Annotated in this window: 10 protein-coding genes and 2 riboswitches; of the genes, 3 read left to right on the forward strand and 7 right to left on the reverse strand. The window is 64.5% G+C overall.

Features of this window, described 5'->3' with window-relative positions:
• Positions 1 to 16: 16 nt before the first annotated feature.
• Entirely contained in the window at positions 17 to 1,027 is a 1,011-nt protein-coding gene (locus tag AC1RWL_RS20075; RefSeq protein ID WP_493158457.1) for an endonuclease/exonuclease/phosphatase family protein, read from the reverse strand.
• Positions 1,028 to 1,195: 168 nt separating this feature from the next.
• Positions 1,196 to 1,409, forward strand: a riboswitch (cobalamin riboswitch).
• Positions 1,410 to 1,509: 100 nt separating this feature from the next.
• Here AC1RWL_RS20075 and metE point away from each other — a divergent pair.
• The 3 genes from metE (at position 1,510) to AC1RWL_RS20090 (ending at position 6,661) form a co-directional block, all read left to right on the forward strand.
• Positions 1,510 to 3,843: a 5-methyltetrahydropteroyltriglutamate--homocysteine S-methyltransferase gene (metE, locus tag AC1RWL_RS20080; protein ID WP_493096238.1), complete on the forward strand. Its 2,334-nt coding sequence runs from the start codon at positions 1,510 to 1,512 to the stop codon at positions 3,841 to 3,843.
• Between the two features lie 89 nt (positions 3,844 to 3,932).
• Positions 3,933 to 4,135, forward strand: a riboswitch (cobalamin riboswitch).
• Positions 4,136 to 4,324: 189 nt separating this feature from the next.
• Positions 4,325 to 5,515: a formaldehyde dehydrogenase, glutathione-independent gene (gene fdhA, locus AC1RWL_RS20085; RefSeq protein ID WP_435265387.1), complete on the forward strand. Its 1,191-nt coding sequence runs from the start codon at positions 4,325 to 4,327 to the stop codon at positions 5,513 to 5,515.
• Positions 5,516 to 5,563: 48 nt separating this feature from the next.
• Positions 5,564 to 6,661 carry a DUF6925 family protein gene (locus AC1RWL_RS20090; protein ID WP_493158459.1) on the forward strand — a complete coding sequence of 366 codons (1,098 nt, stop codon included), beginning with the start codon at positions 5,564 to 5,566 and terminating at the stop codon, positions 6,659 to 6,661.
• Between the two features lie 3 nt (positions 6,662 to 6,664).
• Here the strand turns inward: AC1RWL_RS20090 and AC1RWL_RS20095 are convergent, their stop codons facing one another.
• The 6 genes from AC1RWL_RS20095 to AC1RWL_RS20120 form a co-directional block, all read right to left on the reverse strand.
• Complete coding sequence (locus AC1RWL_RS20095; RefSeq protein ID WP_493096236.1) at positions 6,665 to 7,246, reverse strand: histidine phosphatase family protein; 582 nt, start codon at positions 7,244 to 7,246, stop codon at positions 6,665 to 6,667.
• A 100-nt stretch (positions 7,247 to 7,346) separates the two neighbouring features.
• Complete coding sequence (locus AC1RWL_RS20100) at positions 7,347 to 11,165, reverse strand: vitamin B12-dependent ribonucleotide reductase (RefSeq protein WP_493096235.1); 3,819 nt, start codon at positions 11,163 to 11,165, stop codon at positions 7,347 to 7,349.
• Positions 11,166 to 11,791: 626 nt separating this feature from the next.
• On the reverse strand, positions 11,792 to 12,304 hold the full coding sequence (locus AC1RWL_RS20105) for a hypothetical protein (RefSeq protein ID WP_493096234.1): 513 nt from the start codon (positions 12,302 to 12,304) through the stop codon (positions 11,792 to 11,794).
• A 268-nt stretch (positions 12,305 to 12,572) separates the two neighbouring features.
• Complete coding sequence (gene gpt, locus AC1RWL_RS20110; RefSeq protein ID WP_256116125.1) at positions 12,573 to 13,070, reverse strand: xanthine phosphoribosyltransferase; 498 nt, start codon at positions 13,068 to 13,070, stop codon at positions 12,573 to 12,575.
• 112 nt (positions 13,071 to 13,182) lie between these two features.
• Complete coding sequence (locus tag AC1RWL_RS20115) at positions 13,183 to 14,025, reverse strand: universal stress protein (protein ID WP_256116124.1); 843 nt, start codon at positions 14,023 to 14,025, stop codon at positions 13,183 to 13,185.
• 64 nt (positions 14,026 to 14,089) lie between these two features.
• Positions 14,090 to 14,845, reverse strand: coding sequence for a competence/damage-inducible protein A (locus AC1RWL_RS20120; RefSeq protein WP_492649689.1), 756 nt, complete (start codon positions 14,843 to 14,845; stop codon positions 14,090 to 14,092).
• Between the last annotated feature and the right edge of the window lie 45 nt (positions 14,846 to 14,890).

A 14,890-nucleotide genomic window follows, 5' to 3' on the forward strand; every position in this document is an offset into this window, starting at 1 on the left:
TCGAGACGAGAGGCCATCAGGTCTCAGGCAGGGTGAGTTCGGCAATGACGGGCAGGTGGTTCGAGCCGAAAGACGGGCCGACGCGGCGCGCGCGCACGGAAATATCCGGCGAGACGGCGACATGGTCGATCGAGGCGCCGATATAGGCAAGCGCATCGAGTTTCAGGCTGAAGCGCGTGACGGGCTGCAACCAGCCGCCCGCCGTGGAGGCAAGGCCGGCCTGCTTTAAAAAATTGCGGAAGAAGGGCGACCAGGTCGGCGTGTTCCAGTCGCCGGCGACGATGACCGGCGCTTTTTCGAGATCGCCCTTCACGGCGTCGGCGGCGGCCGAGAGATAGTCGTTGCGGTCGCGCCATTGCCAGAGCCGGCGCGGCGTCTCCGGGTGGAAGGCATAGAGGAAGATCGGCTTGCCGCCCATGTCGAGCTCGAGGCGGAGCGGCTGCTTGTAGGCGCGCTCCTCGGTGAAGGCGCGCTTCAGCTCGGTCTCCGCCCGGATCGGCAGCGTGGAGAAAACCTTCAGGCTGTCGCGGATGCGGGTGTCGACGCTGCTTTCATAGGCGAACAGGCCTGAGGCGGAAAGCGCCTGCTCCCAGCGTGCCGTCGTCTCCTCCAGCACGACGATGTCGGGCTTTTCCCGGCGCAGCAGGTCGATGAAGACAGCCGGGTCCTCGCGGTTGCGCACGTAGAGATTGGCGGTCAGCACCTTCAGGCCGCTCGTCGCGGCAGAGGCGCGCGCAGTCGGCACGTCGGCCGCCGGTATGAGGGCGATGGCGAGCCCGGCAAGCGCGATCACGATCGCCTTCAGGCGCCGCGTCACGACGGCCGCAACGACGAGCAGCGCGCCGGTGGCGACGATATAGGGCCAGGCAAAGGTCAGCAGGTCAACAAGCCAGAACCGGTCCCCGGCAAGCACGACGATGCTGACGGCGAAGAGATAGGCGATGACGCCCGGCAGGACGAGGACACGGTAGGCAAGGGCAATCGGTCCCCGGCGCGGCACTATCGGCATCGACTGTTCCTTCTGCATCACGGGATTCGCGGGAGGTCGATTCCCGTAACGGGAGGTTTGCATGTACCCCGCACATCCCGACGCTGCAATGACATCATGGGCGAGGACTGCACGCTGCGTTAAGCCGGGCGACAAATAAAGACATAAAGATTTCTTTATATGTCTTGACATTGCCGGCGATATCACGCCAAGTCGCGTCGTCGTGGTTCCCTGGGTCGTCCGTCCGTCCCAGGGCTAAGAGGGAATCCGGTGCGTCGATCCGTCGGCAAAGCCGGGGCTGCCCCCGCAACTGTGAGCGGCGAGTTGCTGTCCAACAATGTCACTGAGGCGAAAGCCTTGGGAAGACGGACAGCGGCGACGACCCGTGAGCCAGGAGACCTGCCAAGACAACAGAACGTCCACGGGCGGGGTGTCCCGGTGGTTGCTGCATCTCGCCGGCAACGGCAGAGCCTGCACGCGTCCGCTCAACCCATGCCCCCACAAACCAATGGGGTATGACAATGTCCAAACAAACTCTCCCGGTCGCCTCCCTCGGCTTCCCGCGCATCGGCCGCCATCGTGAACTGAAGTTCGCGCTCGAAGGCTTCTGGTCCGGCAAGCTCACGGAGACCGACCTCCTCGAAACGGCGAAAAAGCTGCGCGCCGAAAACTGGGCGCTTCAGCGCGACCAGGGCATCACGCGGATTCCCTCCAACGATTTCTCCTTCTACGACCATGTGCTGGATACCGCCGTGATGGTCGGCGCCATTCCCGCCGCCTATGGCTGGGATGGCGGCGACGTGCCGCTTTCGCTCTATTTCGCCATGGCGCGCGGTAGCCAGGGCGATGGTCCTGCCGATTGTGGCCATGCGCATCACGGCCACGGCGTTCCCGCGCTCGAAATGACCAAATGGTTTGACACGAACTACCACTACATGGTGCCTGAGGTCTCCGAGGATCAGGCCTTCCGCCTCACCACGCAGAAGCCGGTCGCCCACTTCCTGGAGGCCAAGGCGCTCGGCATCCACACGCGCCCGGTCGTGCTCGGCCCGGTCACCTTCCTCAAGCTCGCGAAGGCGCGGCCATCCACCTTCAAGCCGTTTGACCTCCTGGCAAGGCTTCTGCCGGTCTACGAGGAACTGTTCCGCCGTTTGGCCGAGGCAGGCGCGGACTGGGTTCAGGTCGACGAACCGATCCTCGCGCTCGACCTCACCGAGGGCGAGCGTCATGCCTTCAAACTCGCCTATGAAGGCTTCGCCAGGGCCGCGCCCGGACTGAAGCTGATGCTGACGACCTATTTTGGCGCGCTGGCGGACAATCTTTCGGCTGTTGCCGCCCTGCCGGTCGCCGGCCTTCATGTGGATCTGGCGCGCGCGCCGGAGCAACTCGACGCGGTCGCTCAGGCCGTGCGTGCGGATCAGGTCCTGTCGCTCGGCGTGATCGACGGGCGCAACATCTGGCGGGCGGACCTCGCATCCGTCTTCGACCGGCTAACCCCGGTCATGTCCGCCCGCGGCGCCGGGGCGGTCGAAATCGCCGCCTCGTGCTCGCTGCTGCATGTGCCGATCGACCTCGATCTCGAAACGGCGCTCGACGCGGACCTCAAGACCTGGCTTGCCTTCGCGACGCAGAAGCTCGGCGAGCTTGCCACGCTCGGCAAGGGCCTGGCGCAGGGCAGGGATGCCGTTCGGCAAGCCCTGGACGACGCCTCGCGGGCCATCGCCGCCCGTGCCGCATCGCCGAAGGTGACCGACCCTCTGGTGCAGGGCCGCATTGCCGGCATCGACGCGGGCATGAAGACGCGCGCGAGCGCTTTCGACGCACGCCGCCGGATCCAGTCGGAGGCGATCACGCTGCCGCTGTTCCCGACGACGACGATCGGCTCGTTCCCGCAGACGAGCGACGTCCGCAAGGCGCGCTCCGCCCATGCCAAGGGCACCCTGAGCTATGCGGACTACGAAGCCTTCCTGCAAAGGGAAACGGAAACCGCCATCCGCTGGCAGGAGGAGATCGGCCTCGACGTGCTCGTGCACGGCGAATTCGAGCGCAACGACATGGTGCAATATTTCGGCGAGCAGCTGTCCGGCTTCGCCTTCACGCAGCATGCCTGGGTGCAAAGCTACGGCTCGCGCTATGTCCGCCCGCCGATCATCTTCGGCGACGTCTCGCGGCCGAACCCGATGACGGTGCGCTGGTGGCACTATTCGCAGTCCCTCACCGACAAGCCGGTGAAGGGCATGCTGACCGGCCCGGTGACGATCCTCAACTGGTCCTTCGTGCGTGACGACATCGCCCGCAGCGCGACATGCCGCCAGATCGCCCTCGCCATCCGCGACGAGGTGGTCGATCTCGAAAAGGCCGGCGCGAAGCTGATCCAGATCGACGAGGCGGCGCTTCGCGAAGGCCTGCCGCTCCGCCACAAGGACTGGCAGCATTATCTCGACTGGGCCGTCGAATGCTTCCGCCTTTGCGCAAGCGGCGTGGCGGATGGCACCCAGATCCACACCCACATGTGCTATTCGGAGTTCAACGACATCATCTCCACGATCGCCGCCATGGATGCCGACGTCATCTCCATCGAGACGTCGCGCTCGAAGATGGAACTGCTCGACGCCTTCCGGAACTTCGAATATCCGAACGAGATCGGCCCGGGCGTCTACGACATCCACTCGCCGCGGGTGCCGGAGGTGAAAGAGATGACCGATCTCCTGTCGCTCGCCCGCGAGCGCCTTCAGGATCGCCAGCTCTGGATCAACCCGGATTGCGGCCTGAAGACCCGCAAGTGGGAGGAGGTCAAGCCCGCCCTCGTCAACATGGTGGCAGCCGCCGCCGAACTGCGCCGGGCGGCGCAGTAACAACGCGTGGCCCGGCCGCAAGGCCGGGCCGTGTCGTTGCTTCTATCGAGGATGTCGTATTCCCGAAGGTCATTTCGTCCTGCGCGTGGTTTGTTGGGCCTGTTCAGGGTGCCATCTCGGCTTTGTCGGGATGGATAATTGGGAAGCCGGTCGAAAACCGGCGCTGCCCCCGCAACGGTAGCGGAACCAAAATCTCGGCAAATGCCACTGGCCAAGCAGGCTGGGAAGGCGCCGAGAGTGTCCGGAAGGACGGTTCTGGAGCCCGGAAACCAGCCTTGAACCCAAGACTCGACCGATTGCGGTGGGCGATCGAGAGGCGAATAGGCGTCTCGTTCGGGCCGCCCTGTTCCTCCTCTTTTCCATCCTTTCGTCGAAAGACGCGGTCCGCATCCGCCCTCTGGCGATGCGCGTCTGCGTTCCGACCAGATCTTGCCCGCGCATCTGCGGGCCGGAAAGGCGTTCAACTGAGGAGGAGACGGATATGAGCAGGAACAGAGGCGTCGTCTACATGCGCCCCGGCAAGGTGGAAGTGCGCGACATCGACGACCCGAAGCTGGAGGCGCCGGATGGCCGGCGCATCGAGCACGGCGTGATACTCAAGGTGATTTCCACCAATATCTGCGGCTCCGACCAGCACATGGTGCGCGGCCGCACCACGGCCATGCCCGGCCTCGTGCTGGGCCACGAGATCACCGGCGAGGTCATCGAGAAGGGCATCGACGTCGAGATGCTGCAGGTCGGCGATATCGTGTCCGTGCCGTTCAATGTCGCCTGCGGGCGCTGCCGCTGCTGCAAGTCGCAGGATACCGGCGTCTGCCTGACGGTGAACCCGTCGCGCGCCGGCGGCGCTTACGGCTATGTCGACATGGGCGGCTGGATCGGCGGCCAGGCGCGCTACGTCACTATCCCCTATGCGGATTTCAACCTCCTGAAATTCCCCGATCGCGACAAGGCGATGGCGAAGATCCGCGACCTCACCATGCTGTCTGACATCCTGCCGACAGGCTTTCACGGCGCGGTGCGCGCGGGCGTCGGCGTCGGCTCCACGGTCTATGTGGCCGGTGCCGGCCCGGTCGGGCTTGCCGCCGCCGCCTCCGCCCGCATTCTCGGTGCTGCGGTCGTGATGATCGGCGATTTCAACAAGGATCGCCTGGCACATGCCGCAAGGGTCGGCTTCGAGCCGATCGACCTTTCCAAGAGCGACCGGCTGGGCGACATGATCGCCGAGGTGGTCGGCACCGACGAGGTCGACAGCGCCATCGATGCCGTCGGCTTCGAGGCGCGCGGCCATGCGGGCGGCGAGCAGCCGGCCATCGTGCTGAACCAGATGATGGAGATCACGCGGGCAGCCGGCTCCATCGGCATTCCGGGCCTCTATGTCACAGAGGACCCGGGCGCGGTCGATAGTGCTGCAAAGGTCGGCAGCCTGTCGCTGCGTTTCGGTCTCGGCTGGGCGAAGGCGCAGTCCTTCCACACGGGCCAGACGCCGGTGCTGAAGTACAACCGGCAGCTCATGCAGGCGATCCTGCACGACCGGCTGCCGATCGCCGACATCGTCAACGCGAAGATCATTGCGCTCGACGATGCCGTGCAGGGCTACGAGAGTTTCGACCAGGGAGCGGCCACGAAATTCGTACTCGACCCGCATGGGGACCTGTTGAAGGCCGCCTGACGGCCGGGTGCGCCGGCGGGTGTTTCCGCCGGCGCACGCAAATCACGGATGAAGGATGAAACGACCATGGCGGATCTCCGGGATGTCTTGATAGACCACCTCGTCGACGCGAGGGCAGGGTGGAGCATGGGCTCCTTCGGCGCCGTCGCCGAGTTCCACCAGGATTGGGGCGAATATCTGGAGGCCGACGCGCCGACGATGTTCGTGCGCGCGACATCGCGCGGCGCCATGCGACTGAACGCCGACATGGTCGAGCAGGTCGTTCCGGTCGCCTATGAGACGCTCAGCGCCAAGCCGCAGCGCTGGAGCCACGGTGTGGCGCTCTGCCTGCCCGAAAGGGATTCGGCGATGGAGGGGCGCAAGGTTCTGACGGAGCTCGGCGCCGACGCGGAGGCGGTGCGCCCCGCCGAAAGGAAGGCGGTGCTGTTCGATATCGGGCTGGCGCTGCCGCAATGCGACTTCTGCATCCGCACGGGGGATGCGGACCTGATCGCCCTGTTGCGCGCCCATGCCGGGCGCAGCCTCTTCGAGCCCGGCAATCCGGTGAGCGCCGCGCTCATGGCGGCCCATCCCCACCGGGTCGCGCTGACCCGGATCGGCCGCATCGAGGTTTTCCAGAAGATCGGCGGGCCGGAGACCGGCGGCGTCTCGCCCGCCGGGCCGCACACGCACCTCTTGCCGCATCTGCTGCGGTCGGGCCGCACCCATTCGGCCAACACCCCGATCCCGAAATATCACGTACCGCTCGGTTATCTCCATCCGGCCAATCCCGTGATGGATACGCTCGGCCGGGACCTGAAATTCGACATCGACGCCCATGCCCGGTTCCAGGCGCTGTTTGAGCGCTTCGCCCGCCCGGACCTGCCGCTCCTGCGCAAGGCGATGCTGGACGCACTGGCAAGACGGATGGAGCCCGATCAATTTCCCGCCCAGTCCGACCGTTTCAGCCGCGCGACGGTGCGCATAACGCTGCGCCAGCAATATCGGCTCGCCGAACGGTTCGGAAGCCGCACCTATCTTGGCTTGGTGTCGCAATGGCGTGAGGTTCTGGACCGTGTGTCGGACGGAGCCGAGACGGACGTGGATATACCGGGCCACGCCGCCGCCGAATGGCAGGATCCTGCGACCCTGGCCGCGGCGGGCTGACGGCTACGCCGCCGGGCCGAAATGCCGCAAGGCCCAGCGCCGGCCATCGCTCGTTAGCGAGAGCGAGCCGAGCGGCTCAACATCGACACGCCAGATCGACGTCAGCGGTGCGCCGAGAACATGCGCGAGAACGATCTTCAGGACGATGCCATGGGTGACGGCCAATCGGCGCCCCCCCGTCCCATGCAGGCCATCCAGCCAAGCGGCCACGCGTTCGCGAACCTGTTCGAAGCTTTCGCCGCCATGCGGTGCCGCAGACGGGTCCGCCATCCAGCGCTGGAGATCGTCGGCCGCGACATCGGCAACCGACAGCCCGTTCCACCGCCCGTAGTCGACATCCCGAAGCGCCTCACAAAGCGTCGGCTTCGATGAGAAGGCCGCTGCCGTCTCGGCGGCGCTGATCTCGGGGGCATGCAGCACGTCTTCGAAGGCGGGAAGGGCACGCGCTAGCCGTGTTGCACGTTCAAGCTCTTTGGCAAGGAGCGGCTCGTCGGAGGAAAAACGCGGCTGCTGATTGGACGCGGTCGCGCCACGGCTGAGCAGCGTCAGGCGGGTTGCCCGGATGCGGTTTGTTTTTCCGCTCACGTCTTGCTCGGCTTCCCTGTCGTCGTGGAGTTTATGCTTTGTTCCGAAAACCCCTTCCGGGCAGTTGCCTGCCCGGAAGGAAATGTCATGGGTGCTGTGATCAGCTGCAGCCGCTCGTGGCGCCGCAGGTGTCGCACTTCTCGCAGGTGCCGTTGCGGACCATCGTGAAGTTCTGGCACTCGGAGCACATGTTGCCCGTGTAGCCCTGGGCGATCGAGCGCATGCGGCGTTCGGCCTCCAGCTTCTTGGCGTCGGCCTTGGCGCTGGCGGCTTCGGCGGCGGCCTTGTCGGAGAAGAGGGCGGTGACGCTCTCGACTGCGCCGTCCGCGGCTTCCTCGGCGACCTCGTCCGCGACTTCGGCGGCGCGCTCCTCGTAATCGCGCTTGAAGGCGACGATTTCGGAGGTGGAGATGGCAACGGCCGGCTCCAGCTTGCGCGCAGCATTGCCGGCAAACGAGGTGACGTTGCTGCCGGACGATGCCTTGGCGGGCGCTGCGGTTGCCGCACCCTTCGGTTCGCCGAGCGCACGCTCGCCGGCCTGGCCGCCCTGGACGAGCGTCGGCTTGTGGCCGCGGGTCCAGCCGGTGGAGATCAGGTTGGTCTTGCCTTCCTGGATGCCCTTGCCGAGTGCCGTGTTGGAGAAGTCCGATGTGTCGACATGGGCGAGGTCGTGGCGGCCGAGATAGGAGACGGCGAGTTCGCGGAACACGTAGTCGAGGATCGACGTGGCGTTCTTGATCGCATCGTTGCCCTGCACCATGCCGGCCGGCTCGAACTTGGTGAAGGTGAAGGCCTCCACATATTCTTCGAGCGGCACGCCGTACTGGAGACCGAGCGAGATGGCGATGGCGAAGTTGTTCATCATGGCACGGAAGGCGGCGCCTTCCTTGTGCATGTCGATGAAGATCTCGCCGAGGCGGCCATCGCCGAATTCGCCGGTGCGCAGATACACCTTGTGCCCGCCGACGACGGCCTTCTGGGTGTAGCCCTGGCGGCGGTTCGGCAGCTTTTCGCGGTCGCGGATCAGGCGTTCGACGATTCGCTCGACGATCTTTTCCGTGACGGTGACGGCCTGGGCGGCAGCAGGGGCTGCGATCAGGGCCTCGATGGCATCATCCTCGTCGTCCTCATCCTCGATCAGCGAGGAGTTGAGCGGCTGCGACAGCTTGGAGCCGTCGCGGTAGAGGGCATTGGCCTTCAGCGCGAGCTTCCAGGAGAGCATGTAGGCGTTCTTGCAATCCTCGACGGTCGCCTCGTTCGGCATGTTGATCGTCTTGGAGATGGCGCCCGAGATGAACGGCTGGGCGGCCGCCATCATGCGGATGTGGCTTTCGACCGACAGGTAGCGCTTGCCTATCTTGCCGCAGGGATTGGCGCAATCGAAGACGGCGAGGTGCTCGTTCTTCAGGAACGGCGCGCCTTCCAGCGTCATCGCACCACAAACGTGGATGTTGGCGGCTTCGATGTCCTTCTTCGAGAAGCCGATATGCTCCAGCAAGTTGAAGGACATGTCGGAGAGCTGCTCGTCGGAAACCTTCAGCGTCTCCTTGAGGAAGTCGGCGCCGAGCGTCCATTGGTTGAAGGCGAACTTGATGTCGAAGGCCGCCTTCAGGCCGGCGCTGACCGCTTCGATCTTCTCGTCGGTGAAGCCCTTGGCCTTCAGCGAGCCGGGGTTGACGGCCGGCGCCTGGTTCAGGTTGCCGTGGCCGACGGCATAGGCCTCGATCTCGGCGATCTGGCTTTCCGAATAGCCGAGCGTGCGCAGGGCTTCCGGAACGGCGCGGTTGATGATCTTGAAGTAGCCGCCGCCGGCGAGCTTCTTGAACTTCACCAGCGCGAAGTCGGGCTCGATGCCGGTCGTGTCGCAGTCCATGACGAGGCCGATCGTGCCGGTCGGCGCAATCACGGTCGTCTGGGCGTTGCGGTAGCCGTGCTTCTCGCCGAGTGCCACGGCCTTGTCCCAGGCAGCCTTGGCGTGGATGACGAGGGTCTGGTCGGGGCAATCGCCATGGATGAGGGCGACCGGGTTGACGGAGAGCTGCTCGTAGCCGGTGGTTTCGCCGTAAGCCGCGCGGCGATGGTTGCGCATGACGCGCAGCATGTTGTCGCGGTTCGGCGCGAAGTTCAGGAACGGGCCGAGCTCGCTCGCCATTTCGGCCGAGGTCGCATAGGAGACGCCCGTCATGATGGCGGTCAGCGCACCGGCAATGGCGCGGCCTTCCGTCGAGTCATACGGGATGCCGGACGACATCAGCAGGCCGCCGATATTGGCATAGCCGAGGCCGAGCGTGCGGTATTCGTAGGAGCGTTCAGCGATCTGGCGCGACGGGAACTGCGCCATCATCACGGAGACTTCGAGCACGATGGTCCAGAGGCGGACGGCGTGTTCGTAGTCGGCGATGTTGATGTTCTTGGTGGCCGCATCCTTGAACTGAAGCAGGTTCAGCGAGGCGAGGTTGCAGGCCGTGTCGTCGAGGAACATGTATTCCGAGCACGGGTTCGAGGCGCGGATCGGGCCCGCGGCCGGCGAGGTGTGCCAGTCGTTCATCGTCGTGTTGAAGTGCAGGCCCGGATCGGCCGATGCCCAGGCGGCATGCGAAATCTGTTCCCACAGGTCGCGGGCCTTCAGCGTCTTCATCACGCGGCCGTCCTTGCGGGCGGTCAGGTTCCAGTCGCCGTCATTCTCGACAGCGCGAAGGAAGTCGTCCTTCAGCGAGACGGAGTTGTTGGAGTTCTGGCCCGAAACGGTGAGATAGGCTTCCGAATCCCAGTCCGTGTCGTAGGTCTTGAACTCGATGTCCTTGTAGCCCTGCTTGGCGAACTGGATGACGCGCTTGACGTAGTTTTCCGGAACCTGGTCCTTCTTGGCGGCGCGGATTTCGCGCTTGAGGGCCGGGTTTGCCGCCGGGTCATAGCACTGGTCGCCATCGGCCGAGCAATTGATGCAGGCCTTCATGATGGCCTTGAGGTGCTTGGCGACGATCTTCGAGCCGGTGACGAGCGCCGCCACCTTCTGCTCTTCCTTGACCTTCCAGTTGATGTAGGCCTCGATATCCGGATGGTCGATATCGACCACGACCATCTTGGCCGCGCGGCGCGTCGTGCCGCCGGACTTGATGGCGCCGGCCGCGCGGTCGCCGATCTTCAGGAAGCTCATCAGGCCGGAGGACTTGCCGCCGCCCGAAAGCTTTTCGCCTTCGCCGCGCAGATAGGAGAAGTTGGAGCCGGTGCCGGAGCCGTACTTGAAGAGGCGGGCTTCACGCACCCACAGGTCCATGATGCCGTTCTCGTTGACGAGATCGTCTTCCACGGACTGGATGAAGCAGGCATGCGGCTGGGGATGTTCGTAAGCCGACTTGGACTTCACCAGCTTGCCGGTGAAGGGGTCGACATAGAAGTGGCCCTGGCCGGGGCCGTCGATGCCATAGGCCCAGTGCAGCCCGGTGTTGAACCACTGCGGGCTGTTGGGCGCAACGCGCTGCGTGGCGAGCATATAGGCAAGCTCGTCCTTGAAGGCGCTCGCGTCTTCCTCGGAGGCGAAATACTTGCCCTTCCAGCCCCAATAGGTCCAGGTGCCGGCGAGGCGGTCGAAGACTTGGCGCGCGTCGGTTTCCGAGCCGTAGCGCTCACCCTCGGGGAGCAGCTTCAGGGCGTCGGTATCGGCAACGGAACGCCACAGGAAGGACGGAACGTCGTTTTCCTCGACCTTCTTCAGGCGCGCGGGCACGCCGGCCTTGCGGAAATATTTCTGGGCCAGGATATCGGCGGCGACCTGGGAGAACTGCGCGGGCACGTCGATATCCGCGAGCCGGAAGACGATGGAACCGTCCGGGTTCTTGATCTCGCTGATGGCCTTGCGGAATTCGATCTCCGCATAGGCCGATTGGCCGGGTTTGGTGAAACGACGTTCTATGCGCATTGTCCGTTGTCCTCTGCTGCCGCATCCTGCCTCAAAAACAGGGCGCAATTATCCCCGTCCGGCCGCAATGCTCTTGCAGCCAGCCCAAATCTTCCAGTCCGTGCGGGAAACCCGATGATCTCGAGTGTCCTGTATCTTGTGCTGAGTATGGCTGCAAATACTAAATATAGTATCAACAGGTTCTTTTTTCCAGTCCCATCTGCTGCAATGGCGCGTCAGGAAATCGGGCGCAAAAACCCTTATGCGGCGAGCGGATCATCCACCCGGCCACATGCGCAGAAAACGCGATTTCGTGATGAGAACCGACCTCGTAACAATACGGTCCAGCCGCCGCCGCAACTTGGATTTCATTAACCTCATCCGGGCGATTCCCGTCAAGGGCTGGTTTGTGACGGAAGTTTGAACCCTATATCTTGTGCCTGCCCCTGTGGAAAATGGGGACATCCTGCGAAGCCTGCAAAACCAGCAGGTTCACCCCGAACGGCGGTGCGGCGGCATGCGTAACTGTGGACAAGTGAAAAAAATAATAGGTAAAATTCAGGGGTCTTTAAGGTCTCCCGACTTCAGGGAATAGCGATCCCGGCCGAGTTGTGATCCGTGGATAAAGTGATTCTCTGCCGTGCGCGTCAAAGCGCGTCGAGGTTCACGCCGACGGTGATCGTGCCGATGATGGCGCCGGTGTGCGGGTCGGTGATCGGCAGGCTCGCCTGCGCCTGCATGAGCTGCGTGGACTCGTCGCGCTCCGCGTCCTCGATGTAGAGTGCGCCGGTGCCAAAGCTCTTCAGCCACTTGGCCTCGTCGCCCTGCCAGTAGTCGGAGGTGATGTCGCTCTGGCCGACATTGAGGCCGCGATTGTCCATCACGAAGATTTCGGTGATCAGCCCCTCGGCCGCGCGCTGCCGGCCCTTCAGCGTGAGCGAGAGCGCGTTGGACAGCTGGGCCTCGATCATCGGCCGCTCCGCGTTGAAGAGCTCGGCGCGCCAGCGTGCATCGAGCGCGTCGATTCCTGCCTGATCGATCGCCGCATGCGCGGCGTTCTGCGCGATGACGGCATTGAGGATGGCTGGCTCGCTCAGCCAGGGCCGCACATTGTTCTCGACGAATTCCGTGACCGCCATGGTGCGGATATCTTCTGCCACCGCCTGGCCCGGGGAGAAGAGGGCCGCGAGGAGAAGGGTCGCCGATGCGGATGTGGGAATTCGCAGACCGCGCATCTACCGCCTGAAGGGATCGAAAGGACGCACGCCACGCCGGCGGGCCATATCAGCACTATCTGTTGGAGGCATTGCGGAAAGATTAAGCCGGCGGGCAGGCTTGGCCCATCCGCCGGCTTTTCACGAAAAAATCGTCAAATCAGTCTGTTGCGGCGCAGCATTGAATCAATTTCAAGCCGCTTTCGCAAAAAGGTCAGCCGCGCGCGCCCTTGGCGATCGGCTCCTGGTAGGTGAAGCCCATGTCCCAGGGGAAATAGATCCAGGTGTCCTGGCTGACCTCGGTGACGAAGGTATCGACCAGCGGGCGGCCCTTCGGCTTGGCGTAGACGGCGGCGAAATGCGCCTTCGGCAACATGGCGCGCACTTCGGCGGCCGTCTTGCCGGTATCCGTCAGGTCGTCGACGATGAGGATGCCTTCGCCGCCCTGCTGCGACAGCTCGGGCGAGATGCCCTTCAGCACATGCATTTCGCCCTGCGAGACATAGTCGTGGTAGGAGGCGACGCAGACCGTCTCGATGACGCGGATATTGAGCTCGCGCGAGACGATGGCCGCCGGCACCAGGCCGCCGCGGGTGATACAGACGATCGCCTTCCATTCGCGGTCGCCATCCGCCAGCCGCCAGGCGAGCGCACGCGCATCACGGTGGAACTGGTCCCAGGAAACGGGGAAGGCTTTGTCGGGCAACGACATGGGAGTGGCTCCTGATGGCAGAAAAACAGAGATTCCCTCTGTTTAAAGCACTTCGCCGCCCAAAGAAATCACCGCCCGGCCCTGGCGCCGGGCGATCCACAACGAAGTCGGGCTACCTCGACATCAGCGTCGGCACGCGCGCGCCGCGCATCATGGCGCTGGTGACGCCGCCGAAGAGGCGCTGGCGCAGCCGCGAATGGCTGTAGGCGCCCATCACGATGAGGCCGGCATCGATTTCCGTCGCCCGGCGGTTGATTGCATCCGCCACAGAATGGCCGTCGGAGGAGCCGGAGGCGACCGTCGTCTTGATGCCGTGGCGGGCGAGCGTCGCCGCAAGCTCGGCACCGCAGAAATCGCGCGACTGCATGGAATTTTCCGGCGGGTCGATGGTGAAGATCTCGACCTCCTTGGCCGCCGTCAGGAAGGGTAGGGCGTCGAAGGCGGCGCGGGCCGCTTCGCGCGAGCCGTTCCAGGCCAGAAGCACGCGCTCGATGGTTTCCGGGCCGGCCGGGGCATTGGCGACGAGATAGACCGGGCGGCCGCTCTCGTAGAGCAGGTCCTCGATGTCTTCGCGCGATGGGCCGTCGATGTCCGGATCGAACTGGCCGGCGAGCACGATGTCGGCACCGCGGGCGCTGTCGATGATGCCGGCGGAGGCATAACCGGCGGTGCCGGTAAAAAGCCGCCATTCATAGGAAATGTCGTCGCGCTCGCAGCGCGACCGAAAGGCCTGCTCGACCTCGCGCGACTGGCGCTGGGCCCGCTCCTGCAGGTCCAGCACGGCATTTGGATCGGGATATTCCATGGGCGCGATCAGTGTCACGACGACCGGCGCTTCGGCATGGATGCCGATGACGTGGCCGCCGGTCTTGCGCGCGAGCGCCAATGCGTGGTCCGTCACCTTGCCGGCGTCATCGGCAGCGCTCAGCACTGCCACGATGGTCTTGTAGGTCATTTCGGCCTCCTGTCTGGTTCGTCGGAAACCTGCGCCTGTCGCCGCGGCAAAACCTTGATCCGGATCAAGAGGCGGCCTTGGCCACGGCAATTTCGGCGATCATCTGGAGTATATCACGTTCGGCAGCTTCCGCCGGTGCTTCTTCGCGGCTGCGGATGACGATCTCCGTCGAGAAGCGGTTTTCGGAAAAGCGCGGATAGGAGCCGATGCTGGTTTCCGGATGGTTCTTCTGGATCGCGGCGAGCGCGCTGCCGATATCGCCTTCGCCGAAGGGCGAGGCGACGGAGCGCGACAGCATCGGCACGCCGCCCGCAAGCGTCGGCACGACGGCGCTCAGCATTGCGGTAAAGACCTGCGGCACGCCGGCCATCACATAAACATTGCCGATGTTGAAGCCCGGCGCGGTGGAAACCGGATTTTCGATGTGCACGGCACCCTCGGGCATGCGGGCCATGCGCTTACGGGCCTCGTTGAACTCCACGCCGCGCCGCTCGTACATCGCGCCGAGCAGCTGCATGGCGAGCGGATCGTGCAGGCAGGGCACGCCGAAGGCCTTGGAGATGGCATCCGCCGTGATGTCGTCATGGGTCGGGCCGATGCCGCCGGAGGTGAAGACATAGGTGTAGCGGGCGCGCAGCGCATTCAGCGCCTCGACGATCGCCTCTTCGTCGTCGCCGACGATGCGCACTTCCTTCAGGTCGATGCCGACGAGGAAAAGCACGTCGGCGAGCTGGCCGATATTCTTGTCCTTGGTGCGTCCGGAGAGAAGCTCGTCGCCGATGGCGAGCATGGCGGCGGTAGCGATGGGGCTGGAACTCATGGGCGCTCTCTGGATTTCGTTTAGCAATGGCGACCGTGCCGGGCG

The sequence above is a fragment of the Shinella sp. GW821-FHT10F02 genome (assembly GCF_058809275.1).

What these genes read in the sequence shown, in the direction of transcription:
- gpt (WP_256116125.1), bottom strand. Translation starts at nt 13,070, where the DNA reads ATGTCGTTGCCCGACAAAGCCTTCCCCGTTTCCTGGGACCAGTTCCAC.
- AC1RWL_RS20090 (WP_493158459.1), top strand. Translation starts at nt 5,564, where the DNA reads ATGAAGGATGAAACGACCATGGCGGATCTCCGGGATGTCTTGATAGAC.
- AC1RWL_RS20075 (WP_493158457.1), bottom strand. Translation starts at nt 1,027, where the DNA reads ATGCAGAAGGAACAGTCGATGCCGATAGTGCCGCGCCGGGGACCGATT.
- metE (WP_493096238.1), top strand. Translation starts at nt 1,510, where the DNA reads ATGTCCAAACAAACTCTCCCGGTCGCCTCCCTCGGCTTCCCGCGCATC.
- AC1RWL_RS20100 (WP_493096235.1), bottom strand. Translation starts at nt 11,165, where the DNA reads ATGCGCATAGAACGTCGTTTCACCAAACCCGGCCAATCGGCCTATGCG.
- fdhA (WP_435265387.1), top strand. Translation starts at nt 4,325, where the DNA reads ATGAGCAGGAACAGAGGCGTCGTCTACATGCGCCCCGGCAAGGTGGAA.
- AC1RWL_RS20115 (WP_256116124.1), bottom strand. Translation starts at nt 14,025, where the DNA reads ATGACCTACAAGACCATCGTGGCAGTGCTGAGCGCTGCCGATGACGCC.
- AC1RWL_RS20120 (WP_492649689.1), bottom strand. Translation starts at nt 14,845, where the DNA reads ATGAGTTCCAGCCCCATCGCTACCGCCGCCATGCTCGCCATCGGCGAC.